A 19,362-nucleotide genomic window follows, 5' to 3' on the forward strand; every position below is an offset into this window, starting at 1 on the left:
CATGAAGTGCAGGCGTTCGGCGGGGAAGTCGGCGTCCATGGGCACGTACACCCCGCCGGCCTTCGCGACGGCCAGCAACGCCACGATCATGTGCTCGGACCGTTCGACGCACACTCCCACGCACACGTCCGGTCCCACGCCCGCGTCCCGCAGGTAGCGGGCCAATCGGTTGGCGCGCGCGTTCAGTTCCCGGTAGGTGAGCTGTTGCCCCTCGGAGACCACCGCCACCGCGTCGGGCCGGGTCTCGGCCCGGGCCTGGACGAGCTGGTGCACCAGGACCTCGGGGACGTCGGCGACGTTGCCGTTCCACGACGCCAGCAGTGCTTGCTCGTCGTCCCCCAGCAGCGACACGTCCCGGTACGACGCCTCCGGGCCGGCCACCATCGCCTCGAACACCCGCAGGTAGTAGTCCCGCATCACGGCGACCTGGTCCTGGGCCAGGACGTCGGTGTGGTAGTCGAGGGCCAGCAGCAGGCGCGCGGAGTAGGGGTTGCGGATCACGCCGACATTGAGCGGGAAGTTGGTCGGCTCGACACGCGCGGTGCTGAAACTGTCGATCTTGTTGTCGACGATCCGCATGCGGTCCGCGCCGAAGGCGTCCCCCAGCACGTGGAAGTGGTTGTAGACGAAGTTCACCTCGAACAGCGCGCCGCCGAGCCTGCGCTGCAGCGCCGACAGCGGGTAGCGCCGGTGCGGCAGCAGCTCACGCTCGGCCTCGAACACCGCCCGTACCAGGTCACGCCAGCTCCCCTCGGGGAGCCTTAGCCGGAACGGCGCCGTGTTCAGGAACAGGCCGCGCACCTCCGCGCCGTCGGCCTCCTCCAGGCGGCCGTTGGACGTCAGCCCCACCAGCACGTCCGAGTTCCCGGTGACCAGGCTGATCACCCGCAGGTGGACCGCCAGCACCACCGCCTTGAACGGCACCCCCCACCGCCGGGACAGCTCACGGACGCCCTCGCACACGTCGGCGGGCAACAGCGTCTCGATCGAGCCGTACCCCTCCGCCTCGTTGTGCTCGCGCCACTCGTCCTCCATCACCCGGCCGGTGAGCGGCGCCGGACGACCCGCCGGACGGCGCGGCAACCGGCTGTCGGGGCGGTCGGAGAGCGTGTCCAGCCAGAAACCCTCGCTGTCCTCCGAGCGCAGCGCCGCCTGCTCGGCCGCGATGAAGTCCCGGTAGGAGGACCGCAACGGCTCCAGGACCGGGTTCTCCCCCGCGAGCAGCCGCTGGTAGGTCGCGGAGATCTCCGAGATCGTGGAGTGCAGGCTCCAGCCGTCGAAGATGGCGTGGTGCTCGGTGATCGTCCACTGGAAGGCGTCGTCGCCGAGCCGGTGGATGCCGAAGCGCAGCAGCAGCGGCCGCGAATGGTCGAAGCCGTGGCCGCGCTCGGCCTCGATGTACGCGGCGATGACGGCATCCTGCGCGTCCTCGTCCATGCCGCGCAGGTCCGCGACGAAGAACGGCATCTCGGCGGTGGCGTGGACGAGCTGCATCGGCTCGCCGAAACCGCTCAGGTCGAAGGAGGTACGCAGGATCGGGTGCCGTTCGACCACCCGGGCCACCGCGTCCCGGAACGCCGCCTCGTCGAAGGGACCGGCGATCCGCAGGCTGTCCACGTTGTGGTACGGACGCCGGTCCGGGTCGAGCTCCATCTCGTAGACCATGCCGACCTGGAGCTCGGCCATCGGGTAGGCGTCGACCAGCCCCTCGGGCAGCCGCTCCCGATCCCTGGGCGACACCAGCGAGAACGGTTCCCCGCCCCCCGCGACGGCCTCGTCCGGGCCGCCGCCCGAGGCGCCGGCACCGGCCAGGTCCGCCAGGACCGGATGCCGGAACAGGTCCTGGAGGGTGAACGCGAACCCGGCGTTGCGGGCCTGGCCGAGGATCTGGATGCTGCGGATCGAGTCGCCGCCGAGGTCGAAGAAGTTGTCGTGGCGGCCGACCCGGTCCACCCCGAGCACCCGGCACCAGATGCCGGCCAGGGACGTCTCGTCGCCGGGCAGCGGGGCGACGTACCGCTGCAGCAGGTCCGGCCGCTCGCCCGAGGGCTCGGGCAGGACGCGCCGGTCCACCTTCCCCTGCGGGGTCAGCGGCAGCACGTCCAGGGACGTGAACCAGCGAGGCACCATGTAGTCGGGCAGCCGCTCCGACAGCCAGGCCCGCAGCTCCCCGGCCGGGGCGCCGTCACCGCCGGGCACGACGTAGGCGGCGAGGTCGGTGTGCCCGTCGGCGCCGAGGCGGGGGTCGACCACCGCCTCCAGGACCGACGGGTGCGCCTGGAGGACGGTCTCGATCTCCCCGAGCTCGATCCGGTGGCCCCGGACCTTGACCTGGGCGTCGGCGCGGCCCAGGTACTCCAGCTCGCCCGCGGCGGTCCACCGCGCCACGTCGCCGGAGCGGTACAGCCGCCCTCCGGGCCGGTCGCCCAGGTGGTCGGGCACGAACCGCTCGGCGGTCAGCCCCGCCCTCCCGACGTAGCCGCGCGTCACCCCGGCGCCCGCGACGTGGATCTCACCGGCCACGCCCACGGGGCACGGCCGGCCGTGCTCGTCCAGCACGTACACCCGCAGGTCCGGCAGCGGGCGGCCGATCCGGCTCACCGCGCCGTCGAGATGACGGTCCTCCAGTTCGAGGTACGTCACGTGCACCGTCGTCTCGGTGATCCCGTACATGTTCACCAGCAGCGGGGCCCGGTGACCGTGGCGGTCGGCCCAGCGACGCACCGACGGCCGGTGCAGCGCCTCGCCGCCGAAGACCACCGCCCTGAGGGCCAGGGGCGCCGCCGCCCGCTCGTCGGCCGTCTCGAACTGCCGGAACGCCGAGGGGGTCTGGCTCAGCACCGTCACCCGCTCGCGGCGCACCAGCTCGTGGAACGCCTCGGCGTCACGGCTCACCGCGCGCGGGACCACGACCAGGCGGCCGCCGGTGCTCAGCGCGCCCCACATCTCCCAGACCGAGAAGTCGAAGGCGAAGCTGTGGAACAGCGTCCACACGTCGCCGGGACCCACGGCCAGACCGGCGGCGGCGGTCGCCTGGAACAGCCGCGTCACGTTCGCGTGCGTGACCAGGGTGCCCTTGGGGCGGCCCGTGGACCCCGACGTGAAGATCACATAGCAGCCGTTGTCCGGGCCAACCGGGTCGTTCGCGTCGTCCTGGTCGTCGTGACGGCCGTCGAGCGGCAGGTCGTCCAGATCGAGCCTCTCCCAGGGGCCGTCGGGGACCGCCCCGCCCGCCTCCCCGGAGACACCTTCGCCGGGGACGCCCTCCCCGGAGACGCCGTTCCCGGAGACCAGGACGAGGCGGGCGCCCACGTCCCGCAGCATGAACTCCACGCGTTCTGCCGGGAAGTCGGTGTCCAGCGGGACGTAGACACCGCCGGCCTTCATGATCCCGAGAGTGGCGACGACCGTCTCGACGGACCGCTCGACGCACACCGCCACGGGCACCTCGGGACCCACCCCCAGGTCCCGCAGGTGGCGGGCCAGCGCGTTCGCCCGCGCGTTCAGCTCGCCGTACGACACCCGCTCCCCGTCGCACACCACCGCCGTCGCGTCCGGTGCCCGCCGTGCCCGTTCGGCGACCAGCCCGTGCACCGTACCGGCGGGGAGGTCGGTGTCCTCGCCCGACCAGGAGGCGACCAGCGCGCGCTCGGCCGGCGACATCGGCTCCAGCAGGCTCACCGGGACGTCCGGCGTGGCGACGGCCCGGCGCAGCAGCTCCTGCCAGTGCTCGGCCAGGAGACGGATCGTGGACGGCTCGTACAGGTCGGTGGCGTACTCGACCTCCAGGAGCAGGCCGTCGGGGCGCCGGTGCACCGACCAGGTGAGGTCGAACTTCGCGGTGTCGGTGGGCACCGTGACCCGCTCCACCGTCAGGCCGTCGCCCAGGGAACGGAGCGGCTCCTCCTCGTGGAAGGCGAAGACCACCTGGACGACGGGGTTGTGGGCGAGGGAGCGGTCGGGGTGCAGCCTGTTCACCGCGAGGTCGAACGGCACCCTGCCGCGCGAGAGGGCCCCCAGCACACCGGCGCGCGCACGGGAGACGAGGTCGCGGAAGCTCGGGTCGTCCCCGAGGTCGGCGCGCAGGACCAGCAGGTCGACGAACATGCCGACCATCTCGTCGAGCGCCGCCCGGTCACGTCCGGCGGCCGGTGAGCCCAGCACGATGTCGCCGCCACCCGAATGCCTGGCCGCGAGGGCCTGGAAGGCGGCGAGCAGCACCATGTAGAGGCTCGCGCCCGACCGCGCGGCGAACTCCTCGGCCTCGCGCGCCAGCTCGCCGGGCAGCGCGAACTCGACGGTCCGGCCGCGGTGGCTCAGCTCGGCCGGGCGCGGGCGGTCGGCGCCGAGGTCCAGCAGCGCGGGAGCCGAGCGCAGCGCCTCCCGCCAGGCCGCGAGATCCTTCTCCACCCGGGGCCCGGTCAGCCTCTCGCGCTGCCACAGCGCGTAGTCGGCGTACCGCAGCTCCGGCGGTCCGCTCTCCGGCAGGCCGTTCCGGTACGCCTCCAGGAGCTGTCGCTGGAAGACCTCCAGCGACCATCCGTCGCACGCGATGTGATGCCAGGTCAGGTGCAGCCAGTGCTCGTCCTCGGCCAGGCGGTAGAGGGCCGCCCGCAGCATCGGCCCGGCGGAGAGGTCGAAGGGCCGCCGCGCGTCCGCGCGGATCAGCTCCTCGGCACGCGCCCGGCGCCCGTCGAGGGCCGCGGCGCCCGCGAGGTCCCCGGTGTCCTCGGCGACTCCGACGGCCTCGGCGACCCCCGCCTGCCCGGCGTTCACGCCCTCCCCGGTGGTGAGGTCGACGAGGGGGCAGGCCAGCTCGCGATCGCCGAGCAGCGACTGCCCCGGCTCCCCGTCCACCTCGTCGAACACCGTGAACACGACGTCGTGGCGGGCGGCGACGCCCACCAGGGCGGCGACGAGGCGGCCGGGGACCAGCGGACCCGAGAAGCGCAGGGTCACGGGCACGTTGTAGGCCGGGCTGTCGCCCAGCCAGCGATCCAGGAACCACAGCCGTTGCTGGGCGTAGGAGAGCGGTCCGCGGTCCTCCGGTCGCGGGCGCAGCTCCCCGGCGGAGCCCCGCCGCGCGGGAGACGTGCCCGTGGAGTGGTCGCCGGTCGTACGGACGGTGTCCACGATCACGCCCTCTCGCGCGTCGAGGGCCGTGTCTCGCCACATACCTCACTGCGCCCGTCGTCGGTACGCCGTAGCGCGTTCCTGGCGCCGCGAGCTGCGTGCATGGATGAGCTCCCTTACTCGCAAGATCGACCAGAACTATGACAAAGGCGATTGCACCGGCGTTGCACCGTCCGGCGGGGCGCGGCGGGCCCGCCGTCACCGGGTGGGAAGGCGGTCGTTCCACAAGGAGAGGGCGGCGCCGGGCCGGTCACGGGGCCGAGCGGGCACCTACGGCGGACGGCGGGCGCCGGGCCGGCGCGTTGCAACGGTCCTGCAACGTCGTCCGGTGGACTCTCCCCGTCACCCTTCGTGCGACGCCGTCGGCCGAGACCCGCCCCGCCGCCGCGCCGGGCACGCGGGTGCCGTCACAGGCCCTTCGCGCCGGACCCCAGGAGCGGCGTACGGGGGACCGGCAGCACCTCGTCGCGGTCGTCGAGCAGTTCCGACGCGCGCCGCTGGTGAATCGTCCGGGTCGGTTCGGGGGTCGTCGCCTGCAGGACCAGCCGTATGAGCTCGTTGGCGAAGGCGTACCTCCGGCCGGACACCACGAGCAGGCGGGCGGCGAGCGCCCGCTCGCAGTGGTAGGCGACCTCGTTCGGGGTGAGATCGGTCAGCGCGGCGAGCACCAGCGGATCGAACGCCGGGCCGAGGACCGCAGCGGCGCGCAGCAGCCTCTCGACCTGCTCGCCCGCCCCGCGTACCCGGCGCAGGACCACCGGCCGCAGCGATTCCGGCACGCCGGAATCGTCGATGGCCTGGCCTCTCAGGGTCTCGACGACCGACAGCGTGTGCCCGCCGGTCCGCTGGAAGATCTCCGCCGCCAGCTCGTCCTTGCCGGTGGCGGCGGCCAGCTTGGTCACGGCCGCGGGCGGCAGCGCTCCCAGGTCGAGCCGTTGCGCCACGCCGTCGAGTGACCGGAAGACCTCCTCGCCCGCCTCCGCGCGGACGGTGGCGATGCACAGCAGCCGCGAGGGGGCGGCCCGGCGGGCCAGGTAGTGCACGAGCTCGACCGTCGGCTCCCCGGCGTTGTGCAGGTCGTCGAGCACCAGCAGGACCGGCACCCGCGCCGTCAGGCCGCGCAGGAAGGCGGTCACGGCCTGGTAGACGAGGCTCCGCCCGAACTCCGCGGGGTCGCGCGCCTCCGGCGACGACCCCAGCACCCGGGCCACGTCCGGCACCAGGGTCGCGAGCACGGACGCCTGTTCCCTGGCCGCCTCCCGCAGGACGGGCGGGGCGAGCCGGGCGACGTGCGGGGTCAGCGCGTCGACGAAGGGCTGCAGGAACAGCGAGCGTTCCGTCTCGTAGCACGCCGCCTGCAGGACGGTCCCGCCGGTGGACGTGACGTGCCGCACCGCCTCCGCGGCGAGGCGGGACTTGCCGATGCCGGACTCGCCGGTCACCACGAGCACGCCGGGCCGTCCCGCCGCCGCGGCGGACCAGGCGCAGGCGACGCGCGCCATCTCGGAATCGCGGCCGGCCAGCATCGACCGGCCCGCCGTCTCGCGGCCGCGACCGGCCGGTGCCGGCCGGCCCGCCGGTACGGGCGCGCGCGGGCCGTCCGGATCCGGCGTGGATCTCGGGACGCGCTCGCGCAGGACCGCCAGGTGCAGGTCGCGCGTCTGCGGGGCGGGGTCCGTGCCCAGCTCGCTGGCGAGGGTGTCGCGCAGCCGCTCGTACAGCAGCAGCGCGCGCGCCGACTCCCCGGCGGCGGCGTGCGCCCTCATGAGCAGGCGGTACGCCGCCTCGTCGAACCGGTCGGCCAGCACCGCCGCCTCGGCGGCCCGCCGGGCGACCGCGGGCTCCGCGCTCCGCAGGGCCGCCGCCGCGGCGGCGTGGCGCGCGCGCCTGACCAGGTCGGACGCCCCGCGCCACGCGGCCTCCGCCCAGCGGGCGTCGGGCTCCCCCTCCAGGACCGATCCGCTGTTGAGAAGCTCCAGCGCCCGCGTCGCGGCGACTCCGGCCACGGTCGGCTCGTCCGCCGTCAGGCGCACCTCGGCCTCGGCGATCAACGCGGCGGCCTCGTCGATGTCCACGCGCACCGCCGGTGCCGTGCCGAGCCGGTACCCGTCGCGCCCTCCGGTGATGGCGCGATGGCCGAGAGCCCTGCGCAGCCTGCTCACCAGGGTCGCGACGTTGCTCGCCGGCCGCTTCGGAGCGTTCCTCTCCCAGAGGACCTCCTCGATCCACCGGATCGGCACGACCCGGCCGCGTTCCACGGTGAGCAGCGCGAGCAGCGTACGGGCCTTGCCGCTGATCACCTTCCCGACGAGCTGGATGCCGTCGCGTTCGACGGAGAAGATCCCCGCGAGCCGGATCACCACGCACGGCCTGGGGACGGTGACGGCGTCGCGCGCGTCCCCGGCCGGGCCGACGCTCCTGATCGATGCTCCGTCGTTCGCCTGAAAGGAGTCCCGGAGATATCCGCGGAGGGCGGACCCTGACGGTTCAGAACGGCCATTATTGCCATTCCGGTCACGACCAGCCATCACGATTTCGGCCATCCTATTCCCTTACGTCACAACCAAGCGTATTCGGCTGCTCCAAATGAACTTGAATAGATTTCTCCGTGATGTCAACCGGGCTGGGGGTGAGGATGTCGCTCCGGGAGCATCACCCCGGGTGAGGAGTTTCGGGATGCTCTCCCGCCGTCGCGGGGCGGCCGCCCCGCCGGGGCTTCGGCGATGGTCTTCGTCGAGGCTCCACCAGGGGCTCACCTGGCCTTTTCCGGGCCTCTTTCAGGTCCTCGCCGGCGCCGGGGCCGCCTTCGCGTGCTCCGGTCTCCCCGGAGCCGCCCCCGGGGTGGCTCCGGGGGCGCGGGGCGCACCCCGTGCCGCGCGTGCGGAGACGGCCTCGCGCGGTGTTGATGATCGCTTTACGGGACCGGTCGCCGGACTGGTTGATCGAATGGCGTGAAACGCCGCGGACACGCTCGGGGCCCGCGCGTATCACCTCGTGGGGAATGTGCACTTCCGTGCCCGGGAAATCGGTGGAACGGGGCGCCGGGAGTATTTCAGGATCTGCTCGGAATGCTCTTCCCGGGCTCCGGCCGACATTTTTTGTTCATTTATGGCGATTGTTGCCGTAGCCCCGGCCGCGGGAGAGGGGGTGAGCGCGGTCACATGACGGTGCGGCCTGGCCGCGTACGCCTGACGGGTGGGCGCGGGAGGGCGGGCGGGGGAGGGACGCCCGGCCGGTGTGACGGCCCGGATCCCTGGCGAGGCGGTTACCGGTGAAGCCGTTCGTTGACAGATATACCTACTTTTCCTGCCGGGCTCTGGGTGCGCAGCATCCGCAGCGGGCAGGGCGCCGCCATCCCCTGCCCCACCCCGAGGGAGGCCCGGTCCCACGTGTGGAGCGAGGCCGACCGGGCGCTGGTGGCCGATCGGATCGACACCAGGTTCGTCGGATCGCCGGAGACGGTGGCCGCCGGACTGCGGACGCTCCAGCGCGTCACGGGAGCGGACGAGCTGCTGGTGACCACCATCACCCACGGTCACGCCGGCCGGGTGCGTTCCCGCGAACTGCCGGCACGGGCCTGGGGACTGCGGAATCCCGCCGATCTCCCCGGGCGCGACGGACAGGGGGCTTTCCCCCGCGAGAGCCGTGGGTTCGGCGGTGTCGTTCCCCGTCGTCGCGTGGGCTGGGGAAGCGGAGACCGCCGTACCGGGCCTTGGCCTCCGGGCCTCGATCTCCGGGCCTTGGCCTCCGGGTCTGTGTGGTCTTCGTGGTCGCCGGTCTCCGATAGCGTCGAGGGCATGCGGCTTCATGTGGGGTGCGCGATGTGGACGCACAAGACCTGGCAGGGGCGACTGCTGCCCCACCCGCTCCCCCCGGAGGAGCGCCTGATCGCCTACGCGACCTGGTGCAACGCGGTGGAGGGCAACACGACCTTCTACGCGACCCCGGCGAGGAGCACGGTGGAGTCGTGGGCGCGGCAGACCGATCCCGACTTCCGCCTCGTGGTCAAGCTGCCCAAGACGATCACGCACGGGCGCCACCTCACCGGCGCCGACGAGGAGCTCCGGTCGTTCCTCGACGCGATCGAGCCGCTCGGGCCCCGGGCCCACGCCCTCTGGGTGCAGTTGCCGGGGTCCTTCGGTCCCGCCGATCTCGGCATCCTCGCGGCCTTCCTCCGCAGGCTCCCGGATTCGTACCGGTACGCCGTTGAGGTGCGCCACCGCGCGTTCTTCGAGGACCCCAGGGCCGAGGGGCTTCTGGAGCGGGTGCTCTCCGACGTCGGCGCCGAGTGGGTTCCGTTCGACACCGCCGTCCTGTTCCAGAGCCCTCCGGCCAGTGACGCCGAGCGGGAGGCGTGGGAGAGGAAACCACGCATGCCCCGCCGGTCGCGCGCGCTCACCGACCGGCCGATCGTCCGCTACCTCGGCCGGGACGACCCCGCGCGTACGGTCGAGGGCTGGCAGGAGTGGATCGACACGGTCGTCGGGTGGCTGCGCGAGGGGCGCTCGCCGACGGTGTTCGTCCACACCCCTGACAACGCCGACGCGCCCACGCTCGCCCGCCGTTTCCACGAGGAGGCGCGGGCCCGCCTGCCGGAGATCGAGCCGCTGCCCGAGCCGATGTCCGAACCGCTGCCGGACGAGCCCCTGACCCTCTTCTGACCGGCCGGGTCTCCTTCCCGCCGGCTGACCTCGCCGGTGTCCTGTCGGTGCCGTCCGGCATGGTTGGGGCTCGTGACTCACTTCGTCTACCGCACCCACTACGAGGGCCCGCTCGGCAAGCGCGTCCGCCGTCTTCCCGACCCCACCGTGCTCGACTGGTTCCGCCGGGCCTGGCAAACGGTGGTGGACGACCCCGCCGGGGACCCTCGCGCCTGGATCGAGGCCGAGCTGGGAGGGGACGTCTACGGCCTGTCCTCGCTCTTCGAGAGCGCCCGCGAGCACGGCCTCCCCGCCCCGTCGTCCTGGCGGGAACTCGCCGCCCTGCTGCCCGAGCACCTGTACCACGAGGGTGAACTGCTGGTCGACGAGCACAGCGTGCGGGTCCACACCGACGACGACGAGGTCGAGGTGCCCTACTTCTTCTTCGACGACACCCTCGCCGCCCTGCATCCGGAACGGGTGGCCTACCTGCTGCACGACGGCTGGCCACTGCCCGACGAGACCGGAACGAACGACGAGACCGGAACGGGCGGTGGAACCGGGACGGGCGGTGGCGAGATCGGAACGGGCGGTGGTGGTGCCGGGACGGGCACCACCCACGCGGTCCTGCTGACCTTCTACGACAGCGAGAGCATCTGCTGGCAGCCCCCGTTCTCCTTCCCCGGCGTCAGGCTGCCCGCCCTGGCGGCGCACCTGCGCGCCACGACCGCAGGGCTCGGGGAGTGGCCGCACGAGCTGCTCGTCCTGCGGGCACTGGTGGCGCCGGAGGAGGACGACCTCGGACCGGCGCTGCGCCGGTGCAACCACTGGCCCTCGTACGACGGGGAGCTCCCGCCCGAGCTGCTCGGCGAGCACGCCCTCGCCCACGCGTTCGCGCTCGGACGGCTGGAGGCAGGCCCGTCCGACGACGGCCGCGACCCCGGCAGGACGCTGCTGGAGAGCGGCGACCACCTGGCCCAGATGGCGATCCACATGAACGGCCACTTCGGGTACCAGCAGTGGTTCGTCTTCGACGACGTGTGGGCCGGCCGGCACGGGGACCTCGCCGCGTCCCTGCTGCGCTACGCCACCGACTGGGACCCGTTCGGCCCCGACGAGCCCGACGAGAGCTGACCGGGCCGTCGCGGCCGGTGCGGCCGGTACGGCGCGCGATCACGCGCCGTACCGGCAGGAGGCTCCGTTGTCACGCCGGACCACGGTGCCTCCACGTCACCCGCCCCTCCGGCGTCGCCGCGTCTCAGCGGGGCACCGCGCGCACCCACTCGCGGTCGCCGGCCAGGAACCCGTCCATGGTCAGCCCGGCCGCGTCCACCCCGGCGACCTGGGCACCAAGGGCGGCCCGCTCACCGGCGAGCACGCCCGCGTGCTGCGCGAGGACGGCTCGGAGATCCCCGGCCTGTACGCCGCGGGCAACACCACCGCCTCGGTCGTGGGCCGCACCTGCCCCGGACCCGGATCGACCATCGCCCCGGCCGTCGTCTTCGGCTACCGCGCCGCCCCGCACGCCGCGTCCCGCTGAGGACGCGGAGGGCGGGCCGGCGGGAGGTCTACGGGGATCCGGGAGGCCCGTCCGGGGCGACGGACAGCAGGAGGCTCTGCGCGCGGTGGTCGGACATGCCGCGCGGATCCAGCAGGTCGTAGCGGTGGACCGTGACCTGGGAGGTGAAGGTCCAGTCGAGCTGCCACAGCGCCGGTCCGCCCGCGGGCCAGGAGGCGGGCAGCAGCCGTGAGGAGGCGTCGTTGGCGCCGGAGAGCCGTCGCGGCAGCTTCCGCAGGTCGCCCATGGCGTACGTGGTGTTGAAGTCGCCGGTCACGACGGCCGGGTCGCGGCCGGCGTCGAGGTCGGCCCGCAGACCACGGAACTGCGCCCCGCGGGCGGCGTCGCGGGCCCGCAGGGCGGTGTGGAACTCCGGCGTCAGCGGGTTCTCGTCCAGCATGTACTGGGTGGGGATGTGCACGTTGTAGACCGACAGGACGGACGCGCCGACCCGCAGGTCGGTACGGAGCACCTTGGCCAGGTCGAACACCGCCCGCCACGGCGCGGCCGGGCCCAGGGTCCTGGCCGGCCCCACCCGTGAGGTGGCCGTGATGGGGAAGCGCGAGAGCGTGACGAGCTCGCCGTCCACGGCCAGGTGGTACCCGGGGAACTCCCGGCGCAGCCGGGCCAGGTCGTCGACCCGCAGTGGCGTGTCATCGGTCCAGTTGAGGTACTCCTGCAGGGCGTAGACGTCGGCGTCGTGGGATCTGAGGAAGGCGTAGAAGCGGGCCGGGTCGTCGTGCTGGTGCCAGTACTCGGTGTTCCACGACAGCACGCGCAGCGCCCCGGCCGGTACGGGGCCGTCGCCGCGGACCGCCCCGCCGGGGTTGAGACCGCTCTGACCGGCGCCGAGGACGAGGGAGGCGACCGTCAGGGCCGCGTACCACCGCCGTGCCCGGCCGGCCGCCGGGGTCGCGGCCAGCAGCAGGAGCGGCACCGCGACGTAGACCAGCGGCGGCACCAGGTCCGGCAGCAGCCACAGCCAGAACCGCCCGGACAGCAGGTGGTGCAGGACGACGAACACCAGCCAGGCCGCCGCCGCCCCGAGGAGCAACCGGGCCCGCACCCCGAGGGGCGTCCGCCGGGGCGCACCGCTCCCGGACACGGTCCCGCCCGCGCTCCCGGACGTGATCCCGTTCGTGCCCGCGGACGCGGCCCCGCTCGTGTCCTCGGGACCGGGCGGCCCGCCGGAGGCCGGTTCCCGGTCGTGCCCGTCCGGGAACCGGCCTCCGGCGGGGAGCGTCCTGTCCCTCACGGTGCGGGTTCCTTCCCTCGGGTGCCCGCCGTCTCCGCGCCGGGGGCTCGACCGGGCCGGACCGGCGCGGCCGGCCCGGGCACGTCGTAGATCGCGCGGAACCTTCCCGACAGCAGCCACTGCGCCGCGCCGGTGATCACACCGCCCATGATGGCGAGGTTCACCAGGAAGTGCACGCCGACGAAGAACACGCCGAACAGCGGGCAGCGACGGGAGAACACGAACCGGTACATGCCCGCGTCGCAGGCGATCGAGACGGCCACGGCCAGCATCGGCACGGCGAGCGCGGCGGGACCGTACACCAGGGGCAGCGGCAGGGTCGCGACCGCCAGCCCCGCCGCCACGGAGGCCCACGCCCGGGACGCGGTCTCGTACCCGCGGGCGAACCGCCGCCTGCGGGCGTACAGGGGAACGCGGAACCGGCCGCGGTGGAACAGCTTGCGCAGCAGCGCCCCGAGCTCGCGGTCGTGGCCCATCCGGCCGCGCACCGCGGAGGTGATCACGATGGTGCGGCGGAGGCCGAGCCGCCGCCCGTAGTCGACCTCCTCGGTGTACCTCAGCCGCGGGTCGAACGGCCCGGTCTCGGCGAAGACGTCCGCGCGGATCGCGAACATCGCCGACCACAGGAAGGAGACCTCACCCTCCGAGCCGATCGACCAGTGATGATGCTGCAGCGCGCGGTAGTCCTCGATCCGGGTGGAGCGCAGCAGCGGTTCGGGGTCCTCGATCCCGCAGACCGCCCCGAGACCCGGATCGGCCTCCAGAAGCCTCACCGCGACGGCCACGGCGTCGGGCGCCAGCGCCACGTCGGAGTCGACGAAGAACAGGATCTCGCCGGACGCGTGGGCGGCTCCGGTGTTGCGGGCCACGGCGGAGCCGCCGTTCACCGGGGTCCGCAGCACGGGCACCCCCATGGACTCGGCGATCCGCACGGAGTCGTCGGTGCTGCAGTCGTCCACGACCAGCACCTCCAGGGGGGAGTACGTCTGCTCCCGCACGGCCGCGAGACACAGCGGCAGGAACCGCGCGTGGTTGTGGTTGGGAACGATGACGGTGACCGGCGGACGGTTCGCTTCCATGGCTCATCCCGCTTTCTGGCTCTGACGTCGGTGCCGGTCCGGTGCCGGGTGCGGAGGAGGCGCGCCCCGCACGTCGGCCGGTGAGACGACCGTCTCCTGGAGGTGGTGGGTGGACAGCCCCTCGGGCGAGCGCAGGTCGTAGCGGTGCACCCGCATGTCGTACGAGGTGAGGGTCCAGTCCATCCGCCACAGCCGCAGTCCCGCGAAGGTGAGCGTCGCCGGGTAGGGCGACCGGCCGGCGCGCGCGGCGTCCGACAGGTGCCCCAGCCGCCCGGCGTGCCCCGTGCCGGGGAGCGCGTTGAGGTTGCCCGAGACGAGCAGCGGGTGCGGGTTGCGGCCGATGTCGGCGGCGAGCTCGTCGAGCTGGACGCCGCGCTCGGCGTCCAGCACCGCGATGGACCGGTAGAACTCGCGGCTCAGCGGGCTGGAGCTGAGGTAGAGCATGTCGTACAGGTGCACGTTGTACAGCGAGACGAGGCGCCCGCCGACGCTCACGTCGGTGCGGAGGGCCGCGTGCCTCCACGAGGGCGCCAGCGGGTTCGGGCGCGTCCCCAGGACGGCCCGGTCCGCCACGGGCAGGCGCGAGATCGTCAGCAGGCCGTCGGCGGTCACCACGTGGTGACCGGGGAACGCGCGCCGCAGCAGGTCGCCGTCGTGGATCGGCAGCGGCGCCCCCGGCCCGCACCCCGAGTACTCCTGGAGCAGGTAGACGTCGGCGCGGAACCGCTTCAGGTAGGCGAGGAAACGGCCGGGGTCGTCGGTGGTGTCCCAGCAGTAGGTGTCCCAGGAGACGACGTGGAGCGCGCCCGGCGGGACGGGCTCGGCCGCCCCCACCCAGGCCCAGGGCGCGCGCGGGTTCAGCCCGGAGCCGTCCAGGCCGAGGACGAGGGCGGTCGCGGCGAGCAGGACCGTCCACCGCCGGGCGGCCCGGCCGAGCTGGACGCGGCACACCGCGAGCAGCGCGACGGCGGCGAGCAGCGCGGCCGGCAGCAGCGCGAACAGCAGGGGCGGCACCATGAGGTCGGGGACGACCCACACCCAGGTCCGGCCGGTGAGCAGCCGGCGCAGCACCACCAGCGCCACCTGGGCCGTCGCCAGGCTGACCAGCACCCGCTCCGGACGCGAGAGGCGCGTACGCGACAGCAGCAGCAGGGGCACCGTGGCGAGCACCAGCAGCGGCCCGGCGCAGAAGACCAGCAGCGGTACCGCCCCGCCCCACCACCAGAACCCGCCGGTCGACCAGTTGACCAGCGCGGACACCGGCCACACCAGCGCGAGCCCGAGCGCGGCCCACGCCACCGGGCGCCGGACGCGTGTCCTCCGTCCGGCGGCCCGGCCGTCCGGCGGGACCGCACGGGGCAGGCCGGTCATGCCGCCGGTCCGGCCGGGCGGTCGCGGATCCGCATCCAGAACGACGCCGGAAGGTAGGACTCGGTGAGCGAAAGGCGGCGCCACAGCGGCTCCACCAGCCCGCGCAGCCGCTCGTCGCCGTCGACGAACGCGTTCGGCAGCTCGACGTCGAACCGGCCCGGGTCGGCCAGCAGGAACGCCGCCAGCAGGTACTGCTCGGAGTAGTGCCGCCAGCGCCACTCGGGCGGGTAGTCGCGGGGCAGCAGGATGTCGTGCAGCTGGACCAGGACGCCCGGACGCAGCAGCGGCAGGATCTCGAGGAAGAAGACGGTCACGTCCGACCCCATGAAGACGCGGTGCGAGCCGTCGAGGAAGACGACGTCACCGTCCTGGAGGTCGGCGAAGAAGCGCGGGTCGACGTGCTCCAGGGGGCGGCGCACCACCGTGTCGCACAACGCGTCGACGTTCGCGCGCGGCGCCGGGTCGATCGAGGTGACGTGGGTGCGCAGGCCGTGGTCGCCGATCGCGCGGCGCGCGAACTTCGTGGAGTTGCCCGAGCCGATCTCGACGTACCGGCGGGGGGCGGTCCTGGCGAGCGTGCCGTACAGCGCGAGCGCGTCCAGCGGCGGCAGCCAGCCGTTGTCCCAGTACGGCACCGTGCCGTCCGGGCGGTCCCGTACGGGAATGGCGGCCAGGTGCTCCTCCAGGGAGAGGAAGCCGGTGAGCCGGTCGGCGTAGCGGTCGCGGCCCCGCTCCAGCAGGGCCGCGATCTGCGGGTGGTCCGGCCTGCCGTAGCCGAAGCGCGGCTCCGGGTGGACGGGGTGGTCGATGAAGATCGGCCGCCGCAGGCCGAAGGCGGACAGGAGCGTGCCGTGCACCGCCGGATGCCGTTCCAGCCATCCGAACGGCCGGTCGGCGAAGGGCAGGGCGGCGAGCGCCCGCAGCAGCGCGCCGGTCACCCGCCCGGCGGGGACCTGGCGGACCAGGTGACGGATCCGCTCACGACCGGGGACGAGCGGGGCGGGGGCGAGCGGCGCGGATGCGAGCGGGGCGGATGTGAGCGGGGCGGAGGGGGTGGGGGCGGGGCCGAGCGGAGTCGGGGTGGGCGGGGTCGGGGTGAGCGGGGAGGAGCCGCTGTGGGGGGTCATGGTGAGGGGACTCCTTCTGTCCGCTGGTCGGTGGGATCGGCCCGCCGGTCACCGGAGGGCGGGACGGGGCGGGAGGTGAGCCGGCCGGTCAGGGCGAGCCAGCCCAGGACGACGGCGGTGGAGATCAGGTCGCCCACGGTGATCAGCACCCGGCTCAGCGCCACCAGGGTGACCAGGCCGGGACCGGTCAGCAGGGTGGCGACCGTGAGCCCGAGAACGGCCTCGCGCGGACCCAGGCCCGACGGCATCACCAGCGTGAGGACCCCGGCGACGGTGGAGAGCGCGAAACCGCCGATCCCCACCGTCAGAGCCCCGGCCGGTGACGCGCCGAGCGCGACCGCGAGCACCGTGACGTGCAGGCCGCTGATCAGCCAGCCGGCCGTCATCAGCCCGGTCACCGCGAACAGGGTGCGCCGTCCGGGCAGTACCGGCGCCTCCCCGCCGCGGCGCAGGACCCGCTGGGCCACGCCCAGCAGCCGCTCCAGCAGCCGGGGGGCGGCCAGCGGCACCGACGCGGCGGCCAGCACCGGCAGCAGCGCCCACCAGATCGCGTCGGCCGCCACCAGCCACGGCAGGGCGACCAGCCCGACCGCGAGTCCCGCGATCACCGCCAGCCCCTGCGTGGCCACGAAGGCCCCGGCCAGCCTGGCCGGGGGCTCGCCGAGCGGCCGGGCCATCGCGGCGTGCGCCACCGCCGGCCAGACGCCGCCCGGCAGGTAGCGGGTGAGCCCGGCGAGGAAGAACACCCGGATCGCCGCCGGCCACGGCAGGCGGGTGCCCAGCCCGGCCAGCAGCATGCGCCAGCCGAAGAACCCGGGCACCCCGCCGACGGCCGCCAGCGCCATGGCGAGCAGGGCGTCGTCCCAGCCGACCAGCCGCAGGCTGTCGCCCAGGCCGTGGCGGACCCGCCACACCTGGTAGCCCAGGAACCCGAACACCAGCAGGTAGGCGACCGTCCGCAGCCCCGCGAACACCCGCCGAGCGGCCGTACGGTCCCCGGCCCGCCGGGTCCCGTCACGGACCTGGGCCGTCACGCGGGCGCCTTGGCGTACATCCGGCGGAACGAGCGCGAGGTGAGCCACTGCAGGATGCCCGTCCCCGCGCCGGCCGCGATCGTCAGGTTGACCAGGAAGTGCATGCCGACGAAGAACAACCCGAAGCCGGGTGTGCGGGTGGTGAACACGAACCGGTACATCCTGCGGTCGATCCCCAGCCAGGTGGCCAGCAGCAGGGCCGGCAGCGCCGCCGTCCACGCCGAACCGGTCAGCAGCGGCACCGGCACGGTGACGGCGGCCAGCGCGGCGGCCAGGCTCGCGGCCGACTCCGGCGAGCCGACCACGCCGGGGGCGTACCGGGGCTGGAGGAAGAACGGCACGTGCACGCGGGTGCGGGTGAAGACCTTCCGCAGCGCGACGCGGAGCGTGGCGTCGTCGTCGTGGCGCCCGCGCACGGCCGAGGTGAGCAGCACCGTGTACCGCTCGGCGAGCCGTTCGCCCACGTCGGTGCCCTCGGACTGGGTGAGCTCGGCCGTCCAGGGGCCGACCTCGGCCCACACGGAGGCGGGGAAGGCGATGATGGCGACGGGCAGGAAACCCCTGATCGGCCCCTCGGCGACCAGGTACCAGTAGTGGCGGTAAAGGGTGCGGTACTCCTTGACCAGGCTGTCGCGCCGCAGCGGGACCGGCTCGTAGTTGCCGCAGACCGCGCCGACGCCGGGATCGGACCGCAGCAGCTCCACGGCCTGGGCCACCGCGTCGGGGGCGAGCGCCACGTCGGAGTCGAGGAAGAACAGCACCTCGCCCCGGGCGTGCTCCACGCCCAGGTTGCGCGCGACGCACACCCCGCTGTTGCGCGGCGTGCTGAGCACCCGCACCCCCATCGACTCGGCGACCCGCACGGAGTCGTCGGTGCTGCAGTCGTCCACGTAGACGATCTCGATGGGGGAGTACGTCTGCTCCTGGACGGAGCGCAGGCAGAGCGCGAGCACCTCCGCGTAGTTGTAGTTGGGGACGATGACGGAGACGAGCGGTGCCGAGGTCATGCCTCACCGGCCTTTCCGGGGGTTCGACGGGCGCGCGGGACGGGACGTGCGGGATCGGGGAGTACGGGATCGGGAGGTACGGGGACGGGAGGCGAAGGGGCGGGGGGTGAGGAGCGGGGGGCGCGGGGCCGAGGGGGCGCGGGGGCCGGGGCCGCGCGCCGGGACGGCCCGAAGGAGGAGTCGAGCGCGGCGCGCACCACCCCCGTGGCGGCGCCCGCGAGCAGTGCCGTGTGGGTGAGCAGGTGCACCCCGGTGAAGAAGGCGAGGAACGCCGGTCCCCGCTCGCGCAGCACGAACCGCGACAGCCCGGGGTCGGAGACCGCGAACAGCGCCGGGCAGGCCAGGGCCGCCGGGAGGGCCGGCCGCCACGCCAGGCCCAGCGGCACGGCCACCGCGGTCAGCGCCGCGGCCAGCAGCCCCGGCGTCCGGGTGACCTTCAGGGCGTCCCGGCGCAGCCGGTTGCGCGCGGAGAAGCGCATCAGCTGCGCGCGCCGGTACTGCTCGGCGAGCAACGGCAGGAGCCGGTCGGCCTCGTCGTGACGGCCGGTGATCTCGCCGGAGATCCGGATGCCGTACCGGGCGAGCAGGCGTTCGCTGTACTCGTCGTCCTCGGCGCAGCGGAGGTTCTCGTCGAACGGCCCCGTCTCCTCGAAGACCGCCCGGGGGACGGCGGCCATCGCGAAGACCGCCGTCGCCGTCGGGCCGGCCGCACGGCTGAGGACGTGGTGCAGGTGCAACGTCCGGTAGGTCTCCACCGGGCCGTCGTCGACGAGCGGCTCCTTGCCGTAGACGCCGTACACGCACCCGCATCCGGGGTCCTCGGCGAGCAGCCGCACCGCAGCGGCCACCGCGCCGGGGTCGAGGCCCACGTCGGAGTCGAGGAAGAACAGGATCTCGCCGCGGCTCGCCGCCGCCCCGGTGTTGCGGGCCGCCGACACGCCCCGGTTGCGGGGGTGCTCCAGCAGCCGGCACGGGAACTCTCCCGCGATCAGCCGGGACCGGTCGGTGCTGGCGTCGTCGACGACGACGATCTCCAGACGCGGGTACGTCTGCGCCGTCACCGAGGCGAGACAGGCCCGCAGGGTCTTGGCCGCGTCGTGAACCGGGACGACGACCGACACCAGAGGGGAAGGGGAGGATGGGGGCATGCGCGTCGCC

The 19,362-nt window shown here is 74.0% G+C and carries 12 protein-coding genes; 3 read left to right on the plus strand and 9 right to left on the minus strand.

What is annotated here, in order from left to right; genetic code table 11:
- Positions 1-5,175, minus strand: a 5,175-nt coding sequence (locus ACLQ2R_RS21590; protein WP_425962019.1) for an amino acid adenylation domain-containing protein, incomplete at its 3' end; no start/stop codon positions are given.
- Between the two features lie 365 nt (positions 5,176-5,540).
- Complete coding sequence (locus tag ACLQ2R_RS21595; RefSeq protein ID WP_425962021.1) at positions 5,541-7,496, minus strand: ATP-binding protein; 1,956 nt, start codon at positions 7,494-7,496, stop codon at positions 5,541-5,543.
- A gap of 1,434 nt (positions 7,497-8,930) precedes the next feature.
- Here ACLQ2R_RS21595 and ACLQ2R_RS21600 point away from each other — a divergent pair.
- From ACLQ2R_RS21600 to ACLQ2R_RS21610, 3 genes are all read left to right on the plus strand, one after another.
- Positions 8,931-9,794: a DUF72 domain-containing protein gene (locus ACLQ2R_RS21600; RefSeq protein WP_425962022.1), complete on the plus strand. Its 864-nt coding sequence runs from the start codon at positions 8,931-8,933 to the stop codon at positions 9,792-9,794.
- A 72-nt stretch (positions 9,795-9,866) separates the two neighbouring features.
- Positions 9,867-10,907 (plus strand): hypothetical protein, encoded by a 1,041-nt coding sequence (locus tag ACLQ2R_RS21605; RefSeq protein ID WP_425962024.1) that lies wholly within the window; start codon positions 9,867-9,869, stop codon positions 10,905-10,907.
- 208 nt (positions 10,908-11,115) lie between these two features.
- Complete coding sequence (locus ACLQ2R_RS21610) at positions 11,116-11,313, plus strand: FAD-binding protein (RefSeq protein WP_425962436.1); 198 nt, start codon at positions 11,116-11,118, stop codon at positions 11,311-11,313.
- A 28-nt stretch (positions 11,314-11,341) separates the two neighbouring features.
- On the opposite strand, the gene ACLQ2R_RS21615 is transcribed toward ACLQ2R_RS21610, so the two are convergent.
- From ACLQ2R_RS21615 to ACLQ2R_RS21645, 7 genes are read right to left on the minus strand one after another with little or no spacing between them, the layout of a single operon-like run.
- Positions 11,342-12,586: an endonuclease/exonuclease/phosphatase family protein gene (locus tag ACLQ2R_RS21615; RefSeq protein WP_425962025.1), complete on the minus strand. Its 1,245-nt coding sequence runs from the start codon at positions 12,584-12,586 to the stop codon at positions 11,342-11,344.
- Positions 12,583-13,665: a glycosyltransferase family 2 protein gene (locus tag ACLQ2R_RS21620; protein ID WP_425962027.1), complete on the minus strand. Its 1,083-nt coding sequence runs from the start codon at positions 13,663-13,665 to the stop codon at positions 12,583-12,585. The genes ACLQ2R_RS21615 and ACLQ2R_RS21620 overlap by 4 nt, the downstream gene beginning before the upstream one ends.
- 3 nt (positions 13,666-13,668) lie before the next feature.
- Entirely contained in the window at positions 13,669-15,036 is a 1,368-nt protein-coding gene (locus ACLQ2R_RS21625) for an endonuclease/exonuclease/phosphatase family protein (protein ID WP_425962029.1), read from the minus strand.
- Positions 15,033-16,163, minus strand: coding sequence for a class I SAM-dependent methyltransferase (locus ACLQ2R_RS21630; protein ID WP_425962031.1), 1,131 nt, complete (start codon positions 16,161-16,163; stop codon positions 15,033-15,035). The genes ACLQ2R_RS21625 and ACLQ2R_RS21630 overlap by 4 nt, the downstream gene beginning before the upstream one ends.
- Positions 16,160-17,197 (minus strand): hypothetical protein, encoded by a 1,038-nt coding sequence (locus ACLQ2R_RS21635; RefSeq protein ID WP_425962033.1) that lies wholly within the window; start codon positions 17,195-17,197, stop codon positions 16,160-16,162. Before ACLQ2R_RS21635 ends, ACLQ2R_RS21630 begins: the two co-directional genes overlap by 4 nt.
- Entirely contained in the window at positions 17,194-18,204 is a 1,011-nt protein-coding gene (locus tag ACLQ2R_RS21640; protein ID WP_425962035.1) for a glycosyltransferase family 2 protein, read from the minus strand. Before ACLQ2R_RS21640 ends, ACLQ2R_RS21635 begins: the two co-directional genes overlap by 4 nt.
- Positions 18,201-19,352 (minus strand): glycosyltransferase family 2 protein, encoded by a 1,152-nt coding sequence (locus ACLQ2R_RS21645; RefSeq protein WP_425962036.1) that lies wholly within the window; start codon positions 19,350-19,352, stop codon positions 18,201-18,203. Before ACLQ2R_RS21645 ends, ACLQ2R_RS21640 begins: the two co-directional genes overlap by 4 nt.
- Positions 19,353-19,362: the final 10 nt, after the last annotated feature.

The sequence above is a fragment of the Streptosporangium sp. DT93 genome, from assembly GCF_049844535.1.
Classification (GTDB): domain Bacteria; phylum Actinomycetota; class Actinomycetes; order Streptosporangiales; family Streptosporangiaceae; genus Streptosporangium.